Here is an 18,062-nt window from a genome sequence, read left to right on the forward strand (position 1 = left end):
CTGGGGCGGTCAGCTCGCCGGACAGATGGCGCTGGACATGCGGCCGAGGTCGACGTGCCGCCGACTCACCAAGGCAATTCCAGTTCCAGACATGACGGAAGCGTGTCATGGCGATCTGGACACAGTCCAGCTTTATCCAACATGCGGACACCCTTGTCCCGAATCATGGGACAAGGGTGTCGTCGCTCACATGCCGTGCGGGAAGGCTTGTCCCGGCAGGTCAGGCCGGGTATGCGCCTGGCCAGGGACCGGGCTCGGCCACATCCGGCTCCAGCTCCACCTTGGTGTCGAACAGCTTGAAGCCGCGCCGCTGGTAGTTGTCCATGGCGAACTCGCCGTCCTTGCTGCACGTGTGCAGCCACACCCGCTTTGTCGGCGTCCGCTCGGGCCACCGCTCGGCCAGGTCCCAGGCACGCGCCGTGCCGTACGCCAGCAGATGACCGCCGATGCGCCGGCCGCGGAAGGCGGGGACCAGCCCGAAGTAGGCGATCTCGACCGTGCCCTCCTCCTGCGGGTCCAGCTCCACATAGCCGGCCGGGGTGCCCCGGTCATAGGCCACCCAGGTCTCCACACCGGGCCGGTCCAGGTACTCCTGCCACCGGGCGTACGTCCACCCCAGCCGGTCGGTCCAGCGGATGTCGCCGCCGACCGAGGCGTACAGGAAGCGGCTGAACTCGGGGGAGGGAACCTCTGCGCGCACGATCCGGACATCGCCCTCGGGCACGGCGGCCGGCCGGAGGTCGGCCGGCGAGGTCTGCTCCAGGGACCAGGTGGTGACAGGGACGCTGCTCATGCGGGCCAGGGAATCATCCCACCGTCCGGTCTGTCGATCGCCCCGGTCACCCTGTGGACAGCCGGTCGCCTTCGGAGGGCGGCGGGGTCAGCCCAGAGACCGGTCCAGTTCTGCCAGGGGCACGGCGAAGAGCATCCGGTCCGACAGCGACCAGACCTCGCCCGTCTCCTGCCAGTACGACAGGGAGCCCGCCGCCTCGGCCCAGCACCGACGCGAGCCGTCCGCGCCGCAGTGCGCCGCCTTCGCGCCGCCGGCGTCCTGCCGCCACAGCCCCCCATGTCCGTCCCGTGAGCCGGGCAGGCGTCCCACATACCAGGACGCGTCCTGCGCCCCGGGCTGCCGGTACGACAGCACGCCCCGGATCCCGGCCGCCCGGGTCCGGTAGGCGTCCATCGCCGTCACCCGCCCCACGGCGTCCGTGGCGAGCAGCCCCTCGTGCGCCGGATCCGTGCTGAACGCATACCGCCACAGCCGGGCGTTCCGCTCCCCGTCCGGCGCGGTCCACTCCGCGGCGACCAGGCTGTCCGGCACGCTGCTCCGGTCGAGGGCGAGCGCGCCGGGACAGGGCGGGCCCGAGCGATGGCAGCGGCCCCCGGTGAAGCGGTACGAGCCGACCGCGGGCATCACATAGCGGTAGCCGTCGGCTGACCAGCCGCCGGGCACCCGGCCGATCGCTGGCCCGTCGACGCCGGCGCGCTGGATCCGGTCCAGGTCGTAGACGTACAGCGCGTCGGCGCCGCCGGTCCTGGCGGTGACCAGCAGCTTGTCCTGGTACCAGACCATCCCGGAGATCCCCGAGGTCAGCCCCCGGTAGTCACGGCCGCCGTCGACCGGCACCACCAACAGCACCCAGCGGTAGGCGAGCCGGGCAGGGTCGTCGGCGTTCACGAAGGCGACCCTGGCCAGCCCCCGCTCGGCGGCCGGGCCGGCGGTGGTGCTGTGGGTCCAGCCGGCCAGCACGACCCGGTGGGCGCCCCAGACACCGTCGTCGTCGGCGTCCCCGGACGTGGTCACCGACGCCGGCCGCCAGGCGGTGCCGGCGGAGTCGGCAGGGTCCCAGCAGTAGGCGCGGGTGGCGGCCGGGGTGACGGGCAGGGACGCGCGGTCGGCGGAGGAGCAGTCGGCGGACGCGCGCATCCCGCGGTCGGCGCTCGCCAGCACGGCGTCCACGCCGACCGGGCGGCCCATCGCGGCGGAGAGCCGGTCCAGCGTGCGGGCGGGGACCAGCCGCTCCTGGAGCCGCAGCCGGCCCGTGTCCGTGGGGGAGGAGAGCGGCCTGAGCGCGCCGGGGCTGTCGGTGACGTCCGCCTGGGAAGCGCTGATCAGGGTGGCGGCCGCGGTGAGTGCCAAGGCGGTCCCGGTCAGGACCGCGCGCAGTGCAGCGCCCCGCCTGCGCCGGCGGTGTCTGCCGCGATGCTTCATCTCGTCCCCTTCTCCAGGGCTCCTTCGCCGCCGGGGCGCGCCGGCCGGTGGCGGGCCAACTGCGCCTGATGATCTTTACGTTGACGCGAGAAGCGGCTGGGGAGGCCCCCATGGGATGCTACGGCAGCAACGGCCCGCGCAGGGCGAAGACCCCGCAAATATGCGGAAGACACGCTCACCGGTCCGCGGGCCCGCCGCGCTGCGCGGCCGTCCGTATCCGCACGATCGCCGGCGCCGTTGAGGAAGGCAGCAGGTCACGGGGGTCGTCGGGGAGAAGCACCTCGAACTCCGCGTCCTCGCGGAAACGATACGGCCGATGCTGCAGAAGTTCCCCGCAGTACCGCCGAATCCGGGACATCTCCGCCCGCACCGTCACCGTGCGTGAGGAGTCCCCGAACAGGTCCTCGGCCAGGGCCGCCGCCCCGCGGCCGGCCCGGTGCGCGGCGAGCAGATACAGCAACTCGGCATGCCGGGGACTGAGTTCATGCGACCAGGACCCCGCCGCACCGGACACCGTGAGCGTACTGCGTCCCGGCCTGGCCAGATCCAGCACGATCCGGGGAGCCGTGCCGGCCGGTTCCTCGGCCGCGCGCAGCAACCAGCCGCCGGCCAGCGGCTCCACGGCGCACGACCCGAGTGACGGCAGCCACCGGCGGCCCGGCGCCAGCGACTTGGGCAGCCCGACCCGCCGTACATACGGCATCCCGGACACCGCCGCCGACCAGCCGTCCCGGTCCACCACCAGCGCCCGCCCGTCCAGCCGGGCCAGCACCGGCGCCGCCACCGACCGCAGCCGCTCCAGCGAGTCCCGGTGCAACTCCCGCAGCCGCGCCTCGGCCAGCTTGGCCACCGAGTCCACCCAGGCGAGGGTCGCCGGATGCATGGTCTCCAGCGGGCCGCTGACGTCCACCACACCGATCAGCCGGCCGTCCCTGGGATCGGTGATCGGCGCTCCGGTACAGGTCCACGAGGCGTGCGAGCGGACGAAGTGCTCGGCGGCGAAGACCTGCACGGGCCGCCGTACCACCACCGGAGTGCCCACCCCGTTGGTGCCGACGACGTCTTCCCGCCAGTCCGCGCCGAGTTCGAAGCCCAGGCCGTCCGCCTTGCGCAGCACCGGCGAGGCCCCCTCCCGCCACAGCACCCGCCCGTCGGCGTCCGCGACGACCATGATGTGCTGGGCGATGTCGGCGACCGAAAGCAGACCCTGCCGCAGCACCGGCAGGACGTGCCTGAGCGGCGACTCCTCGCGCCGGCGCAGCACTTCGTCGGAGGGCAGCAGCCCGGATCTGAAGTCGTGGTCGGGATCGACACCACTGCGCAGCATCCGCCCCCAGGACTGCTCGATCACCGGCCGGGGCGCGATTCTCGCCCGCTGACCGGCAAGGGTGGCGTCACGTACCTCACTCAGCAGCTGCGCCGCCTGTGCCGCGTCCACGGCGGCCAGGCGCGCCACGTTCATCGGCGCGTTCACCACGGGGGTCCTCCCGGTCGGGGCGTCGAACATATTTGTCAAGCCGTCCTGGCGGCGGTTTCCGGTCCGGCTGCTCTCTCTCATACTGCCGCTCCGGGCAGGCCGGAGGCACACACTCCGCGCACGTGCCCCCACAAGTTGCAACCCCCTGCAACCCTGGTGGACGTTCGGGGGGTGGCCGAGACTTGACCCCGACGCGGTGTCGCGTCCGCGGGCTTAACGGGCCCATGAGGTGGGGGTGGTGCCGTGTCGGCGCAGCACCACCCCCACCGGGGGCTCGGCCGTCTTCGCTCGGCTCGGCAGGCCGCGTTTCACAGTGCCGGGCGTGCCCGTTCCACAATCGGCGCCAGATCCAGACCTGTTGGCAGCGTGCCGAAGGACGCTCCATGGTCCCCGCCCAGGCGGGACGCGCAGAACGCGTCCGCCACCTCCGGCGGGGCGTGCCGGACCAGGAGTGAACCCTGGAGCACCAGTGCGAGGCGTTCCACGATCCGCCGGGCGCGGCCCTCGACGGCGTCCAGGTCGGCGAGTTCGGTGAAGAGGTCCTTCACGGCGCGGTCGAGGCGGTGGTCGGCTCCGTGTGAGCGGCCGATCTCGGTCAGGCAGGCGTCGAGTGCGCCCGGCTCGCGTTGCAGCGCCCGGAGCACATCCAGTGCCTGAACGTTTCCGGCGCCCTCCCAGATCGAGTTCAGCGGAGACTCCCGTACCAGCCGGGGCAGGCCCGACTCCTCGACATAGCCGTTTCCGCCCAGGCACTCCGCGGCCTCGACCGCAACGGGCGCACAGCGCTTGGTGATCCAGTACTTGGCGGCCGGCACCGCCAGTCGCAGAAAGGCGCGCTCCGGTTCACCGCCGTCGTCGTAGGCGGCCGCCAGCCTGAGCGTGAGCGCGGTCGCCGCCTCCGACTCCAGCGCGAGGTCGGCGAGGACGTTGCGCATCAGCGGCTTGTCGATCAGCTTGCCGCCGAACGCCTCCCGGTGGGCGCAGTGGTGGACCGCCTGCGCCACCGCCTGCCGCATCAGGCCCGCCGAGCCCAGCGCGCAGTCCAGCCGGGTGGCCGCGACCATCTCGATGATCGTCCGCACCCCGCGCCCCTCCTCGCCGACCCGGCGCGCCCAGGTGCCGGCGAACTCCACCTCGGCCGAGGCGTTGGACCGGTTGCCCAGTTTGTCCTTCAGTCGCTGGATGAGGAACACATTGCGGCTGCCGTCCGGCAGGACGCGCGGCACCAGGAAACAGGTGAGGCCCTCCGGGGCCTGCGCCAGCACCAGGAAGGCGTCCGACATGGGAGCCGAGCAGAACCACTTGTGCCCGGTCAGTTCGTACGCGCCCCCCTCGGCGAGCGGCCGGGCCTCGGTGGTGTTCGCGCGGACGTCGCTGCCGCCCTGCTTCTCGGTCATGCCCATGCCGAAGAGCGCTCCGGGCTTGCGCACGGCGGGCCGCAGCTCGCGGTCGTACACCGTGGACGTCAGCCGCGGCTCCCACTCGGCGGCGAGCACCGGGTCGGTCCGCAGCGCCGGCACCGCCGCGTGGGTCATCGACAGCGGGCAGCAGTTGCCCGCCTCGACCTGGGTCCAGACCAGGAAGCCGGCCGCCCGGCGGACGTGCCCGGACGGCCGGGTCCAGGCGCCGGTCAGCCCCGCCGAGACCCCCTTGCCGAGCAGCCGGTGCCAGGCCGGGTGGAAGTCGACCTCGTCGATCCGGTGGCCGTACCGGTCGTGGGTGCGCAGCCGGGGCGGGTGCTCGTTCGCCTGCACCCCCCACTCCTGCACCTGCGCCGAGCCCGCGGCGCGGCCCAGCGCCGACAGCTCCGAGCGCACCTCGTCCAGCACGTCCGGACCGGTGTGCCGCTCGACGGCCGCCACGAGGGCCCGGTCGGCGGCGAAGACGTCGTAGCCGACCAGGGGAGGCGGCTGGTTCGTCACGGTGTGGGTGGAGGTGCCTGCCATGATTGCGAACCTACCCGGAACAGCGGCGGTGATGGACTCCAGAGTGGCACAGCGGCCCCGCCGGGCGCGCCGGACCCGCTCGCCAGCCCCGGAAGGTGAGGGCGGTCCGGTGCTGCGGATACCTTTGGGTCGTGCAGCCAGCAAGTGAACCCCCCGAGCGGCCCGCCGGTCGCCTCCACCGGGCCAGAGCCCTCTACCGGAACGTCTCCAAGCGCAGGACGGCCTGGCTGCTGCTCAAGGACACCGTCAACTCCTGCATGGAGTACCGCATCCTGGGCCTGGCGGCCGAGGCGGCCTTCTTCACGCTGCTGTCCGTGCCGCCGCTGCTGCTCTGCCTCATCGGGCTGCTCGCCTACGTGGACACCTGGACCGGCGCCCACACCATCAGCAGCCTCGAGACCAACATCCTCGACGCCTCCCGGACGGTCCTGTCCGACAAGGGTGTGAAGGAGATCACCGAACCGATCCTGCACGACGTGATGAAGGGCCGGCCCGACGTCATCTCCATCGGCTTCGTCTTCGCCCTGTGGTCGGGATCGCGCGCGGTGAACGTCTTCATCGACACCATCACCGTGATGTACGGCCTCGACGGCGTCCGGGGCATCGTCAAGACCCGGATGATGTCGTTCCTGCTGTTCATCGTGGCGCTGCTGATCGGCTCGGTGGCCCTGCCGCTGATGGTGGCGGGCCCGGACGCGGTGGTGCGGGTGGTGCCCTGGTCGGAGACGCTGGTGCAGGTCCTGTACTGGCCGGTCGTCATCGTCCTGTCCATCGCCTTCCTGACGACCCTGTACCACGTGTCCGTGCCGGTCCGCTCCCCGTGGATCGAGGACGTGCCCGGCGCGCTCGTCGCCCTGGCCATGTGGGTCCTCGGCAGCTTCCTGCTGCGGATCTACCTCGTGCACACCATCGAGGGCGCCACCATCTACGGTTCCCTCGCCGCCTCCGTCGCCGTGCTCCTGTGGATCGGCGTGTCGGCCTTCGCGGTCCTCGTCGGCGCGGCGGTGAACGCCGCCATCGACCGGGTCTGGCCCGCCGCGGCCACGGCCGCCGCCCGCGCCGCGAACGAGCGGTTGCGGGAGGTGCAGGTCGCCGAGTACGTCGCCCGCGCCGCGGCGGCCCGCGAGGCCGACCCCGACGACCCCGACATGCCCTCCGAGTTCCCCGAGCGCTGGTCCCGCTTCCTGCCCCCGGAGGACGTCACGGCCCGCCTGCGCACCCACGCCAAGCACACCCACCAGGCGCCCAAGGCGAACGGCCGGGACCCGCACGAGGCCAACGGCGGCAGACCGCCGCACGAGACCGACGACCGGCATCCACACGAGACCAACGGGGACGGCGGGACGGCGCGGTAGGAGTACTGACCTGGGGGGAGGGCCCGCGGGTCGGCGGGGAGGGGATCACGCGTATGGGGCGCGGGCCCGGGGCGTGCAGGGTGGCGGGGTGGGCGTACGGGCGCGCACGTGCGGGAGGCGTGTGCCTGTACCGGCCGGGAGCCCCGCGCCCGCCGGGGTCAGGCCTGACATGCCCCGGCCGCCGCCTCCCTGGCGAAGTGTGCCTGCCGCAGGACGACCCGCCGCACCCGTGGACGGTGGCCGCGCTCGCCGACGACCGACTGCGCGACACGGACCTCACCCTCGCCAGCATCGCCCGCCAGGTCGGCCACGGCAGCGCCTTCGCCCTGTCCACCGCGTTCAAGCGCGAGTACGGAGTGAGCCCGCAGGAGCACCGGGCGGGCCGCGGCGGGGGCCGCTCCTGAGGGGTGCATATGCACTCCGGCGGCCTCGGAGCTGGACTCGGTCGGGTCCGAGCCGATCCGGGAATCGGGCCGGGGCTGATGCGGGAGGTGGGGCCCGGCGGCGTCGGCGACGTAGGCTGGCCCCCGTGTACAGGGAGCGGGCGTCCCGGCTGACCGGTGCGGTCGTGTGGACGAACATCCCGGACGGGGCCGGTGGCGGGCCGGTGCTGCCGGACGGCTGCATGGATCTGCTGTGGAGCGAGGGCCGGCTGCTGGTCGCGGGTCCCAACACCCACCCCTACGTCCCCGGAGGCCCGCCCCGTTCCTGGGCCGGTGTCCGCTTCTTCCCCGGCACCGCACCCGCCCTGCTCGGCGTGCCTGCGCACGAACTGCGAGATCTGCGGGTCGACTTGGCCGACCTCTGGCCCGCCGCCCGGGTCCGGCGGTTGTGCGAGCGTGTCGAGGCGGCGCCCGACCCGGCGACGGCACTGGAGGACATCGCCCTGGACCGGGCGGCGCGGACCACGGCCCCCGACCCACTGCTGCACCGGCTGGTGGAGCGCCTGGACGAGGGTCGCCCGGTGTCGGCCACGGCAGCCGAACTCGGCATCGGCACAAGGACGTTGCACCGCCGCTGCCTGGGCGCCTTCGGCTACGGCCCCAAGACCCTGGCCCGCATCCTGCGGCTGCAACGGGCGCTGGCGCTGGCCCGCTCCGGGACGCCGTACGCCGAGACGGCCGTCCGCGCCGGGTATGCGGACCAACCCCACCTCGCGCGCGAGGTACGGGAGTTGACGGGCATGCCGCTGGGGCAGCTACTCGGCGGGTAGCGGGGCGAACAGGTCGACGCCGTTGCCGTCGGGGTCGTGCACCGTGGCGTACCGCTGGCCCCAGAACGCGTCCCACGGCTTCAGCTCGCCGTGGTACCCGGCGTTCACCAGGTCCTCGTACAGGGCGTCGACCTCGGCGGGCGAGCCGCACCGGAAGGCGAGCCCGACGCGGCCACCGCGCTCGGGCGGCTGCCAGCCGGAGTGGAAGGAACGGACTGTCTCCTCGGTGTCCACGGCGAAGATCAGCCCGCCGGGCAGCTCCGCATCGACGTGCGGCTGATTTTCGGACCCCTCGGGGAAGACGAGTCCGAGGCGACGGTAGAAGGCGAGCGCGGCGGCCATGTCCGACGTCACCACGCCGATCAGGGCGAATCGTGGAGTCATGCCGTCACCGTAGGCGGGCGGTCGCCGGCCGGTCTTGAAGGAATCGGACACGCGGCCCGCCTCAGCCGAAGGTGACCGGACCGTTGGGGGTGTCCACCGTGAAGGAGAGCGCGAGGGGGCCCGCGGTGAGGGCCAGCGCCGTGTTCAGGGCCGCGAGCCGGCCGTGCACCTCCTCCGGGTCCGGCACCGTGGCGGACACCTCCACGAGCGGGGTGACCGGCAGCCCCGAGGCCGCGGGGTGGCGGGAGGCGCCCCAGTCGATCAGGAACGGGACCAGACCGGAGGGATGCGCAGGGCCGCCGTCGGTCAGCCGCCACCGCAGTACCGTGCCGTCGGGGGTGCGCCGGCTCATCGGGTGCACGGGCCCGGGGTCGTAGCCCCGCTCGCGAGCCGTCGTGATCGCCGCGTCCAGGTCGGGCGGGCTGATCGCCCAGGTCAGCGTGCGCGGCGCGGTCAGCCGGTCGACCCCGAACGGCCGGGGACCGGCGGGCTCGGGCTGCTCGGGATCGGGGCCGAGGATCTCCAGATAGCTGCGGCCGCCCAGCCCCACCAGATGGTTGCGCGTGCCGAGGCCGGGATGCGCACCGCCGGGCACGGGCGTCACCCCGGTCCGCCGGGCGAAGTCGGCGACGGTCGCCGCCAGATCGGGCGTGGCGAGGACGAGATGGTCCAGGAGCGGGGGGACGGCGTTCATGTCCGGCGAGGCTACGGTCAGCGGCCCGGCGCCTCAAGGGAGTTGGAGCGGACGCGGGCGGCCGCGGCTTAGGGTCGTCGTATGGCCGCGCGACTGCTGCTCTGCACCCGCACCACGGACTACCGCCACGACTCCATCCCGGACGCCGTCGCCGCCGTGCGCGCGCTCGGCCGGTTCGCCGTCGAGCACACCGAGGATCCGGCGGACCTCGAACGGCCGCTGGACAGGTACGCGGTCGTCGTCTTCCTCTCCACCAGTGGCGATGTGCTGACCCCGGCCGGCCGGGAGCGGCTCGCGCGGTACGTCGACGGGGGCGGCGGCTTCGCGGGGGTGCACGCGGCGGCCTGCACCGAGTACGGCTGGCCGTACTACGGCGAACTCCTCGGTGCCCGCTTCGTACGGCACCCGGCCCTCCAGCCCGGCCGGGCGGTCGTCGAGGACCCCGGCCACCCCGCGACCCGCGGGCTGCCGGCCGTCTGGGACTTCACCGACGAGTGGTACGACTTCGACGCCAGCCCCCGTGGGCGGGTGCGCGTGCTGCTGAGCGCGGACGAGGCGTCGTACGACGGCGGCGGGATGGGCGCGGACCATCCGCTGGCCTGGTGCCGTGAGCAGGGGCCGGGCGGTGGTCGCGTGTTCTACACCGCACTCGGTCACACCGCCGAGGCCTACCGCGATCCGGCCTTCCTGGCCCACCTCGACGGCGGGCTCGGCTGGGCGGGACGGCTCCATGCGTGACGTTTCTCCGGTGAACCCGTTCCACCGTTGGGGTGAGTAAAGCTCGCGTACGCAGGGAGTCACGTGGGTATCTAGGAATGCTCTTGTCTTGGTAAAGGGCGTCGAGACGCGTCGGCCATCCGGCCCCGCGTCACCCACCCACAGGAGGAGCCGGACCTTGACTTACGGTAAGAAGCTGCGCGAGCGCATCGCCGGGCCCGGGACCACACCGCTGATCGGCGTGTACGACATGTACTCGGCGTCGATCGCGGCCAAGCACTACGACGGGATGTTCGTTTCGGGCTTCGGCTTCGCGGCCTCGTACTACGGGCTGCCGGACATCGGTTTCATCGCATGGCCCGACATGCTGGCCTTCGTCCAGCGGCTGCGGGGCGCGTTCCCGCACCATCACCTGCTGGTCGACATCGACGACGGGTACGTCGACCCCGAGGTCGCCTGTCACGTCGTCGAGGGCCTGGAGCGCATCGGCGCCTCCGGTGTGATCCTCGAGGACCAGAAACGGCCCCGCCGCTGCGGCCATGCCGACGGAAAGCAGGTGCTGCCGCTGGAGGAGTACCTGGAGAAGCTGCACCAGGTCCTGCGGACCCGCAGGGACCTGGTGGTCGTCGCCCGTACGGACGCCACCGACGAGCACGACATCCTGCACCGGGCCGAGCGGCTGGCCGCGACCGACGCCGACGTGGTGCTCGTCGACGGGGTGCGCAGCGTCGAGTGGCTCAAGCGCATCCGTGAGGTCGTCGGAGACAAGCCGCTGCTGTTCAACCAGATCGCCGGCGGCAAGTCGCCCCGGCTGTCCCTCGGTGAGCTGTCCGACCTCGGCGTGGACGTCGCGATCTACAGCACCCCGTGCCTGTTCGCCGCGCACCAGGCGATGGACTCCGCGCTCGCCGGCCTGAAGGCGGCCGACGGCCGGCTGCCGGAGGTGGACCCGGCGAGCGGGATCGGGGTGAAGGCCTCCACCACCCTGCTGGAGCGCAACATCGCCCGCGAGCGGCTCACCCCCGAGGGGGTGGGCGTGTGACCGGCGCCGTACCCCGGTTCGGGATGGTGGCGGCGGTCGCCGCCGCGGTGCTCGGGGCCGGTGCGCCACCGGCGGACGCGTCCGGCAGCCTGATCACCGTGATCGACAACTCACACGCCGACTCCTGGCTGGAGGTCGACCGCACGGCCAATGTCCAGACCGGCGAGGGCACCGCCGGCAGCGACCACGACGGCAGCGCCGTGGACGCGATCGAGGCCCTCGTCGGCGCCGCCCACGGCCACCGCGGGGAGGACTGACCGGCGCCCGTCACCCCTTCACCACGACCGGACAGGGCAGACGGTATACGACGGCGGCCGGGCACCCCCTGCGGAAGGTGTCCGGCCGTCGCCGTGCTGCGGTCCCGGGCGGGCAGGGGTCTGTTCAGTCCTCGCCGAGGTCGGGCCGACCCGTCTGGTCGAGCTCCACGTCCTCCTTCGCGTCGTGCTGGTCGCCGGGTACGGCCACGGTGGCCCGGTGCGGTCCGGGAGCCACGGTGTGGCAGGCGGCGTGGGCCGCGCCGTAGGCGGTGACCAGGGCGACTGCGGCCACGGCGAGGCCCGCTGCGGTGCGCGTGGTGAGGTCCATGCCCGGGAAACGATGCCGCCCGGGATGCCGTCACCGTCCTGCGCCCGAAAGGGCGCCGCACATCACGCAGTGGGCCGCTCCTCGGGCGGCGCGGCCGTGCTCGCCCGCGCCACCAGCCGGGTCGACGGTTCGGTACGCGTGCCCTCCGGGCGCTCGCCCCGCATCATCCGCACCAGCAGCCGTAGCGCGGTCGCCGCCATCTCACCGACCGGGCGGAAAGCGCTTCCTGCGACATGGGAATTCGCGGGAGGGTGCGGTCGGTACTTTCGAAACTCCGAACATCTCCGAGACCGGTCGGGACGCGGTCGGTCCGGGGCGAAGCCGCGGATCACCGGCCTGCTCCTGGGCGGGAGGCGTCGCTCGAGGGCGGCAACCCCCGTGGGGGTGTTCCGGGCGGCGTGAGAGTCACCGAGATGGTGAAAAGGCTCCGGAAACCGCTTACGCAACCCTCGACAACCGCTTTCCAGGGCCCATCGGGCCTGTGGACAGCGGCCTCCGGGGTGGGGCTGCGGACAGCCACCCTCCAGAGCCCGGCGGGCCTGTGGGCAGCGGCCCTCCCGCGGGCATCAGGCGACCCGGGCCAGATCCGCGTGCCGCACCTCGTGCAACGGCGGCAGGCCCGCCGCCAGCCGTTCCAGTTCCGCCACGACGATCGCGCCCAGCCGCTCCAGCTCGTTGCCGAGCGAGCCCGCGATGTGCGGGGTGAGGAAGACGTTGGGCAGCCGGTACAGCGGGGAACCGGCGGGCAGCGGCTCGGGTTCGGTGACGTCGAGGACCGCAGACAGCCGTCCCGAGACCAGCTCCTCGGTCAGCGCCTCGTGGTCGACCAGCGCACCGCGCGCGGTGTTGATCAGCACGCCACCGTCCCGGATGAGGGCGAGCCGGGGCCGGTCGAGCATGTGGTGGGTCTCGGGGATGTCGGGGGCGTGCAGGCTGACGATGTCGCTGCGCCGCAACAGCTCCTCCAGCGGCAGCAGTTCGGCCCCGAGTGTGGCGGCCTCGGCGGGGCTCACATAAGGGTCGTGCAGCAGCACCGTCAGGTCGAACGGTCGCAGCAGCTCCATGAGCCGGCGGCCCACGCGGGAGGCGCCCACGACCCCGACGCGGCGGCCGAGGTTGCCGGTGGCCGCGGTCTCGGCGGGGGGCGGGCCGGCGTGGGTGCGGCGGTAGCGCTCGCGGTGGCCGAAGGCGTCCTTCCCGGCGAGCAGGATCATCGCGAGCGTGTACTCCGCCACCGGCAGGGCGTTGCCGGTGACCGCGCTGGACACGATGACGCGGTGCTGCCAGAGGGGCTCGCCGATCAGGGAACGGACCGAGCCCGCGGCGTGCAGGACGGCACGCAGCTTCGGGACCGTGGCCAGGACATCGGCGTCCAGGTGCGGACAGCCCCAGCCGGTGATCAGCACCTCGGCCCGGGCCAGGGCGTCGGCCACCGCGGGATCGGCGAAGTCCCGTACGACGAGCCCGGTGTCGATGTCGGCCGTCCGCCTCAGCCGGGCCATGAGCGGCGGAGGGAAGAGCAACGGCAGGTGCACCGGATCCATCGCGAACACGGCCCGCGGCTGGTGGGGGCTGGGCATGGCTCTCCTGGGAGGGAGGGGAACGGGGTGTGGTGCGGGAATGGAAACAGCTTCAGAAAGCGCCTTCTACCGTAGGTCTGCCAAGAAGGGGCGGTCAATCGGGCGGGTGGGTGTTGTGGACGTGGACGTGGAGTGCCGAGGGTGGGGATCTCGGCGTCCGAACTCGCGTGCACCAGCTGGACAACCGGTTACATCGCCTTTTCGAAAGTGCGTCAAGGCTCTTGACGCACCACCGACACCGGAAGAAGCTTCCCGCATAGCAACCGGTTGCCATACGCCCGACGGCCCCTACCGCACCATCGCCACGGGCATCGGCCCGGTCGGCACCGGCGCCCGCATCCGCTGCACGGACGCCACCGGCGTACCCGGCACGACCTACCACTACACCGTTGCGAAGACCAACACCGCCGGCCGGGGCCCGCTGTCGCAGACCGCCTCCGCCGCCATGCCGACCCCGTCGGTACCCCGACTCACCTCTGCCACAACTGCCTTCGCCAGCAAGGGAGTTCGCTTCCAGTACCTCCTGCGGGCCGCGCACGAACCGACCCGGTTCACGGCGGACGGGCTGCCCGACGGCCTGCAAGTCGACTCCCGCACCGGCCTGATCTCCAGAACACCCACCGGCGCCGGCGAGTTCACCGTCACCACCACCGCGGGCAACGCGGCCGGCGACACCAGCGGCACCCTCACCCTCACCGTCGGCACCCCGCCGCCCGCGCCCTGGACCTACGACGACCTCGGCGACGTGATCCTCGACGACCGGGCCTACGGCACGCTCGGCGTGGTCGCCGTCCGGACACCCGGCAGCACCGCCCACCAGGACGGTACCTTCGTGGTGCGGGGCGCCGGGACCGACCTCAGCGTCAACGACCAGGCCATGACCGGCCAGTTCCATCGCGCACGCGATGCCGTACCTGTACACCGACGCGGACGGCTACGCCCTCGGCCAGTGGCAGGAGTCCGGCCGCGAACAGGGGCACACCATCATGGGCATGGGCCAGATGGGTGCCCTGTGCGAGATGGCCTGGAACCAGGGCGACGACCTGTACTCGTACGACGAGCGCCGCTTCATGAAGGCCGCCCAGTACGTCGCGAAGTACGACACCGGCCAGGACGTCCCCTACACCACCTACACCTGGGGCAGCGGCCAGAACTGCGCCCAGCAGTCGCAGACGGTCATCGGCTCCGGCTCCCGCGGACAGGTCCGCCCCGCGTGGGCGATGCTCCACTTCCACTACAACCGCCGTCTGTACCTGGACGACAAGTACATCTCGGCCACGTACCACGACCTCGTGGCCCCCGAGGGCGGCGGCGGTGACTACGGCTCCACCAGCGGCGGCTACGACCAGCTCGGCTTCGGCACGCTGTGTACGCCAAGTAGCCGCCGCACGGAAAGCGACAGCTCCCTCACCTACCGTACCGGGGTAGCCCGAACGGCCCTCCCGCGCGCCCGTGCGCCGGAATACCGGGCGCTCTTGTGGTGCTCTGATGGTGCACGGTGCACGAGCGCGCGGCGAAGGGCTGGTGGGCGATGACGGCGGACCAGGCGAACCCCGTGGTCAGAACGCCGTACGGGGCCGTAAGCGGCCGGTACGAGCGGGGTGTCGCGGTGTTCCGGGGCATCCCGTACGCCGCCCCGCCCTTCGGTCCCCGGCGGTTCCGCCCGCCCGAGCCGCCCGAGCCCTGGGACGGGGTGCGCGACGCCGGCGCCTTCGGTCCCACCGCGCCGAAACCGCCGTACTCCGAGGCGTTCGCCCAGTACCTGTCCGACCTGGAGATCCCCGGCGACGACTGCCTCAACCTCAACGTATGGACCCCGCAGCCGGACCCCGGCGCCCGCCTCCCGGTCCTGGTCTGGCTCCACGGCGGCGCCCTGACCAGGGGGTCCTCCGCCGTGCCCGTCTACGACGGCGCCACCTTCGCCCGGGACGGCGTCGTCTGTGTCTCCGTCAACTACCGGCTCGGCGTCGAGGGCTACGGGCTCTTCCCCGACGCACCGCCCAACCCCGGCCTGCGCGACCAGCTCGCCGCCCTGCGCTGGGTGCACGACGCGATCGGCGCCTTCGGCGGCGACCCGGACCAGGTCACCCTGTGCGGTCAGTCGGCCGGCGCCATCAGCGCGGGTGTGCTGCTCGCCGCACCCGCGAGCCGGGGCCTGATCCGGCGCGCGGTGCTGCAGAGCGGGCCACCGGAGGCGTCCGAACGGGACAAGGTACGGCGCATGGTGCGCCGCATGGCCACCCGGCTGAAGATCCCCGCCACCGCCGAGGCCTTCGCCGCCGTCGACCGCGACCTGCTGCTGCGCACCCAGGCCGAGGTCGGGCGGCTCAGCAGCCCGGTCCTGGGCGGACCCGCGTTCGGCATCGTCGTGGACGGCGACCTCGTGCCCCGCGATCCCCTCCAGGCCTTGATCGACGGCGACGCGGCCCAGGGCGTCGAGCTGCTCATGGGCTGGACCCGGGACGAGTACCGGCTCTGGCTCGTGCCCGGCGGGCTGCTGGAACGCGTCGACCGGCTCGGGCCCGTCGCCCTCGCCGGAGCCATGGCCCGCTGCCGCGCCGGCCACGAGGTGCCCCGCGGCTACCGCGCCCTGCGCCCCGACGCCGGCGCCGCCGAGATCGTCGGCCAGATGGTCACCGACCACCTGCTGCGCCTCCCGCTGCACCGCCTCGCCGACGCCCGCCCCGGCGCTTCCTACGTGTACGAGTTCGCCTGGCCGTCCAACGTCCCCGACCTCGGCGCCTGCCACGCCCTGGAACTGGGGTTCGTCTTCGACTCCGGCGACCTGCCCGAGTCGAAGAAGCTCGCGGGCGAGGGCGCCCCGCGGGAGCTGGCCGAGGCGATGCACACGGCCTGGGTACGCTTCGCGACGAGCGGGGACCCCGGCTGGCAGGCCTGGGACGCGTCCCATCCGGTGCGGATCTTCGGCGACGGCGAACCGCATACCGCACACGGTCCGCGGGACGCGGAAATCGCCCTCTGGTCGGCCGCTCCCACCGTCCCGGAACCCGGCCCCGCCTCGGACATCCGGGCCCCGGGAGCGGAGCTGGCGGCGGCGGTACGGCGCTTGCGGCGGTCGGTGGGGGCCCGGCGGCGTTGATCGCCGACGGGCGACGGCCGGCCGTCGCCGGCCGACCGACGCGGGGTGCGACGAGCTGATCGTCCACCGTTGCCGGTTGTCAGGCGCCGATCGGCGGTTGTCGGCCGTCTGTTGTCGGTCGCGTGTCGCCGGTCGCCGGTCGCCGGTCGCCGGTTGCCGGTTGCCGGTTGTCGTGTCGATCGCGCGTCGCCGGTAGTCAGCCGCCGGTCCGCCCGGCCTCACCCCTTCATCGCCGCCACCGAATCCCGCACCACCACATGCGTGCCCAGCAGCAGATGCTCGCCGGTGGAGTCGGCGGCGTGGCCCAGGGCGGTGCGCACGGCGAGGCGGCCCAGCTCCTCGTGAGGGACGTGCACCGTCGTCAGCGCCGGGCGCAGGTCGCGGGCGAACGGTATGTCGTCGTACCCGGCCAGCGACACGTCCCCCGGCACGTCCAGGCCGGCCTCGTGCAGCGCGGTCAGGGCACCCGCGGCGACCATGTCGGCCGCGGCCACCACGGCGGTGAAGTCCAGCCCCCGCTCCAGGCCCAGCACCCGGGACACCGTTCGACGCGGACACCCCGGCCCGCGCCGCGACATCCCGGATCGTGCTCCGCCCGGCGGCCTCGCTCCTCCTGGTCATACCCAGCCCCTCCGCACCGTCGGGAACTGCGGCAACACCATAGAAACCGGTTCCCGCGCGGGAGGCCAGCGCCCCGAAGGAGGCGGGGCCAGTGCCACGTTCAGGCCGTGCCCAAGGCCCGCCTGATCGACGCGATCGCCTCCGGCCCCACCCGGCAGCACCCCCCGATGAGCTTCGCCCCGGCGTCCCGCCAGGTCTTCACCCGGTCGGCGCCGAACCTGGTCCGCCCCGTCCAGGCGCGCGCCTCGGCGTCCCAGGCCTCGCCGCTGTTCGGATAGACCACCACCGGCTTGCCGGTCACCCGCGCCGCAATCCGAACCGCGGGCTCGACGTCTTCCGGCGCACAGCAGTTCACGCCGACCGCGATCACCTCGTCCACGTCGGCGGCCAGGGCGAAGGCCTCCTCCAGCGGCTGCCCGGCCCGCGTGTGCCGACCGTCGACCGTGTAGGACAGCCAGGCCGGCACCCCCAGCCCGCGCACCGCCCTGAGCAGCGCGGCGCCCTCGTCGGCGTCCGGCACCGTCTCCAGCGCGAGGACGTCCGGCGCGGCGGCGGCCAGCACCTCCATCCGCGGCCGGTGGAAGCGCTCCAGCTCGGCCACGCCCAGCCCGTACCGCCCGCGGTATTCGGAGCCGTCCGCGAGCATCGCGCCGTACGGCCCGACGGACGCCGCCACCCACAGCGGCCGGTCGATGCCCTCGTCCCCGGCCTGCCGGGCGGCCTCCCGGGCGAGGTCCACGCTCAGCGCGAGCAGCCGCGCGGCCTCGTCATGGCCGATCCCGCGCCGTGCGAAACCCTCGAAGGTGGCCTGGTAGCTCGCGGTGATGGCCACGTCCGCGCCCGCCCGGAAGTAGGCGAGATGCGCCTGCGTCACCGCTTCCGGCCGTTCGGCGAGCAGCCGCGCCGACCACAGCTCGTCGCTGAGGTCGTGTCCGGCCGACTCCAGCTGGTTGGACATGCCGCCGTCGAGCACGACCGTCCCGGCGGCGAGGGCGGAGGCGAGGCTGGGGGAGGTGTCGCTGGTCATGTCATGACGCTAGGCCCTGTCGTCAAATTCCCGCCTGCTCGGCGACGCCTGGCACGCACGCTCGCCGCGTTGCCGAACCGCCCACGTGGCTCCGCCACGAGGGCGC

General features: G+C 73.2%; 16 protein-coding genes and 5 pseudogenes. 9 read left to right on the forward strand and 12 right to left on the reverse strand.

The genetic code is table 11. From position 1 onward, the window contains the following. Nucleotides 1-9 precede the first annotated feature (9 nt). The 5 genes from ACWCQS_RS29620 to ACWCQS_RS29640 form a co-directional block, all read right to left on the reverse strand. Nucleotides 10-93 (reverse strand): putative leader peptide, encoded by an 84-nt coding sequence (locus ACWCQS_RS29620; RefSeq protein ID WP_309486338.1) that lies wholly within the window; start codon nt 91-93, stop codon nt 10-12. A gap of 127 nt (nt 94-220) precedes the next feature. Continuing rightward, nucleotides 221-793 carry a GNAT family N-acetyltransferase gene (locus ACWCQS_RS29625; protein WP_451007280.1) on the reverse strand — a complete coding sequence of 191 codons (573 nt, stop codon included), beginning with the start codon at nt 791-793 and terminating at the stop codon, nt 221-223. 87 nt (nt 794-880) lie between these two features. Next, nucleotides 881-2,215, reverse strand: coding sequence for a hypothetical protein (locus tag ACWCQS_RS29630; RefSeq protein WP_451007281.1), 1,335 nt, complete (start codon nt 2,213-2,215; stop codon nt 881-883). A gap of 175 nt (nt 2,216-2,390) precedes the next feature. Then, nucleotides 2,391-3,677: a GAF domain-containing protein gene (locus ACWCQS_RS29635; RefSeq protein ID WP_451007301.1), complete on the reverse strand. Its 1,287-nt coding sequence runs from the start codon at nt 3,675-3,677 to the stop codon at nt 2,391-2,393. 323 nt (nt 3,678-4,000) lie between these two features. Further along, nucleotides 4,001-5,638 carry an acyl-CoA dehydrogenase family protein gene (locus tag ACWCQS_RS29640; protein WP_451007282.1) on the reverse strand — a complete coding sequence of 546 codons (1,638 nt, stop codon included), beginning with the start codon at nt 5,636-5,638 and terminating at the stop codon, nt 4,001-4,003. 131 nt (nt 5,639-5,769) lie between these two features. Here ACWCQS_RS29640 and ACWCQS_RS29645 point away from each other — a divergent pair, with 131 nt between their 5' ends. The 3 genes and pseudogenes from ACWCQS_RS29645 to ACWCQS_RS29655 all read left to right on the forward strand — a co-directional run bounded on the left by ACWCQS_RS29645 (nt 5,770) and on the right by ACWCQS_RS29655 (nt 8,206). Next, nucleotides 5,770-6,993 (forward strand): YihY/virulence factor BrkB family protein, encoded by a 1,224-nt coding sequence (locus tag ACWCQS_RS29645; RefSeq protein WP_451007283.1) that lies wholly within the window; start codon nt 5,770-5,772, stop codon nt 6,991-6,993. Between the two features lie 203 nt (nt 6,994-7,196). After that, nucleotides 7,197-7,397: pseudogene (locus tag ACWCQS_RS29650) on the forward strand (AraC family transcriptional regulator); the annotation flags it as partial. 125 nt (nt 7,398-7,522) lie between these two features. After that, on the forward strand, nt 7,523-8,206 hold the full coding sequence (locus ACWCQS_RS29655) for a helix-turn-helix domain-containing protein (protein ID WP_451007284.1): 684 nt from the start codon (nt 7,523-7,525) through the stop codon (nt 8,204-8,206). Here the strand turns inward: ACWCQS_RS29655 and ACWCQS_RS29660 are convergent. Together ACWCQS_RS29660 and ACWCQS_RS29665 are read right to left on the reverse strand one after the other, a co-directional pair. After that, nucleotides 8,192-8,590, reverse strand: a complete 399-nt coding sequence (locus tag ACWCQS_RS29660) for a VOC family protein (protein ID WP_451007285.1) — start codon at nt 8,588-8,590, stop codon at nt 8,192-8,194. The genes ACWCQS_RS29655 and ACWCQS_RS29660 overlap by 15 nt on opposite strands. A gap of 61 nt (nt 8,591-8,651) precedes the next feature. Further along, on the reverse strand, nt 8,652-9,284 hold the full coding sequence (locus ACWCQS_RS29665) for a VOC family protein (RefSeq protein WP_451007286.1): 633 nt from the start codon (nt 9,282-9,284) through the stop codon (nt 8,652-8,654). Between the two features lie 81 nt (nt 9,285-9,365). Between ACWCQS_RS29665 and ACWCQS_RS29670 the strand changes: the two genes are divergently transcribed. From ACWCQS_RS29670 to ACWCQS_RS29680, 3 genes are all read left to right on the forward strand, one after another. Next, nucleotides 9,366-10,022, forward strand: a complete 657-nt coding sequence (locus tag ACWCQS_RS29670) for a ThuA domain-containing protein (protein WP_451007287.1) — start codon at nt 9,366-9,368, stop codon at nt 10,020-10,022. Nucleotides 10,023-10,179: 157 nt separating this feature from the next. Further along, nucleotides 10,180-11,043: an isocitrate lyase/PEP mutase family protein gene (locus ACWCQS_RS29675; RefSeq protein WP_451007288.1), complete on the forward strand. Its 864-nt coding sequence runs from the start codon at nt 10,180-10,182 to the stop codon at nt 11,041-11,043. Then, nucleotides 11,040-11,300, forward strand: a complete 261-nt coding sequence (locus tag ACWCQS_RS29680) for a hypothetical protein (protein ID WP_451007289.1) — start codon at nt 11,040-11,042, stop codon at nt 11,298-11,300. The genes ACWCQS_RS29675 and ACWCQS_RS29680 overlap by 4 nt, the downstream gene beginning before the upstream one ends. 124 nt (nt 11,301-11,424) lie before the next feature. Here ACWCQS_RS29680 and ACWCQS_RS29685 read toward each other — a convergent pair whose 3' ends face one another. The 3 genes and pseudogenes from ACWCQS_RS29685 to ACWCQS_RS29695 all read right to left on the reverse strand — a co-directional run bounded on the left by ACWCQS_RS29685 (nt 11,425) and on the right by ACWCQS_RS29695 (nt 13,208). Next, a complete protein-coding gene (locus ACWCQS_RS29685; RefSeq protein WP_451007290.1) occupies nt 11,425-11,628 on the reverse strand; it encodes a hypothetical protein in 204 nt (67 codons plus the stop codon). A gap of 62 nt (nt 11,629-11,690) precedes the next feature. Continuing rightward, nucleotides 11,691-11,843 (reverse strand): annotated as a pseudogene (locus ACWCQS_RS29690) (LacI family transcriptional regulator); the annotation flags it as partial. 351 nt (nt 11,844-12,194) lie between these two features. Next, a complete protein-coding gene (locus tag ACWCQS_RS29695) occupies nt 12,195-13,208 on the reverse strand; it encodes a hydroxyacid dehydrogenase (protein ID WP_451007291.1) in 1,014 nt (337 codons plus the stop codon). Between the two features lie 277 nt (nt 13,209-13,485). Between ACWCQS_RS29695 and ACWCQS_RS29700 the strand changes: the two are divergent. From ACWCQS_RS29700 to ACWCQS_RS29710, 3 genes and pseudogenes are all read left to right on the forward strand, one after another. Continuing rightward, nucleotides 13,486-14,106: pseudogene (locus ACWCQS_RS29700) on the forward strand (putative Ig domain-containing protein); the annotation flags it as partial. Beyond that, nucleotides 14,099-14,575: pseudogene (locus tag ACWCQS_RS29705) on the forward strand (alginate lyase family protein); the annotation flags it as partial. The pseudogenes ACWCQS_RS29700 and ACWCQS_RS29705, both read left to right, overlap by 8 nt. A gap of 164 nt (nt 14,576-14,739) precedes the next feature. Beyond that, nucleotides 14,740-16,308 (forward strand): carboxylesterase/lipase family protein, encoded by a 1,569-nt coding sequence (locus ACWCQS_RS29710; RefSeq protein ID WP_451007302.1) that lies wholly within the window; start codon nt 14,740-14,742, stop codon nt 16,306-16,308. Nucleotides 16,309-16,526: 218 nt separating this feature from the next. Here ACWCQS_RS29710 and ACWCQS_RS29715 read toward each other — a convergent pair. Both ACWCQS_RS29715 and mmuM read right to left on the reverse strand, forming a co-directional pair. Then, nucleotides 16,527-16,832: pseudogene (locus ACWCQS_RS29715) on the reverse strand (substrate-binding domain-containing protein); the annotation flags it as partial. A gap of 197 nt (nt 16,833-17,029) precedes the next feature. Then, nucleotides 17,030-17,956, reverse strand: a complete 927-nt coding sequence (gene mmuM / locus ACWCQS_RS29720) for a homocysteine S-methyltransferase (protein WP_451007292.1) — start codon at nt 17,954-17,956, stop codon at nt 17,030-17,032. Nucleotides 17,957-18,062: the final 106 nt, after the last annotated feature.

The sequence above is a fragment of the Streptomyces sp. NPDC002076 genome (assembly GCF_053593835.1).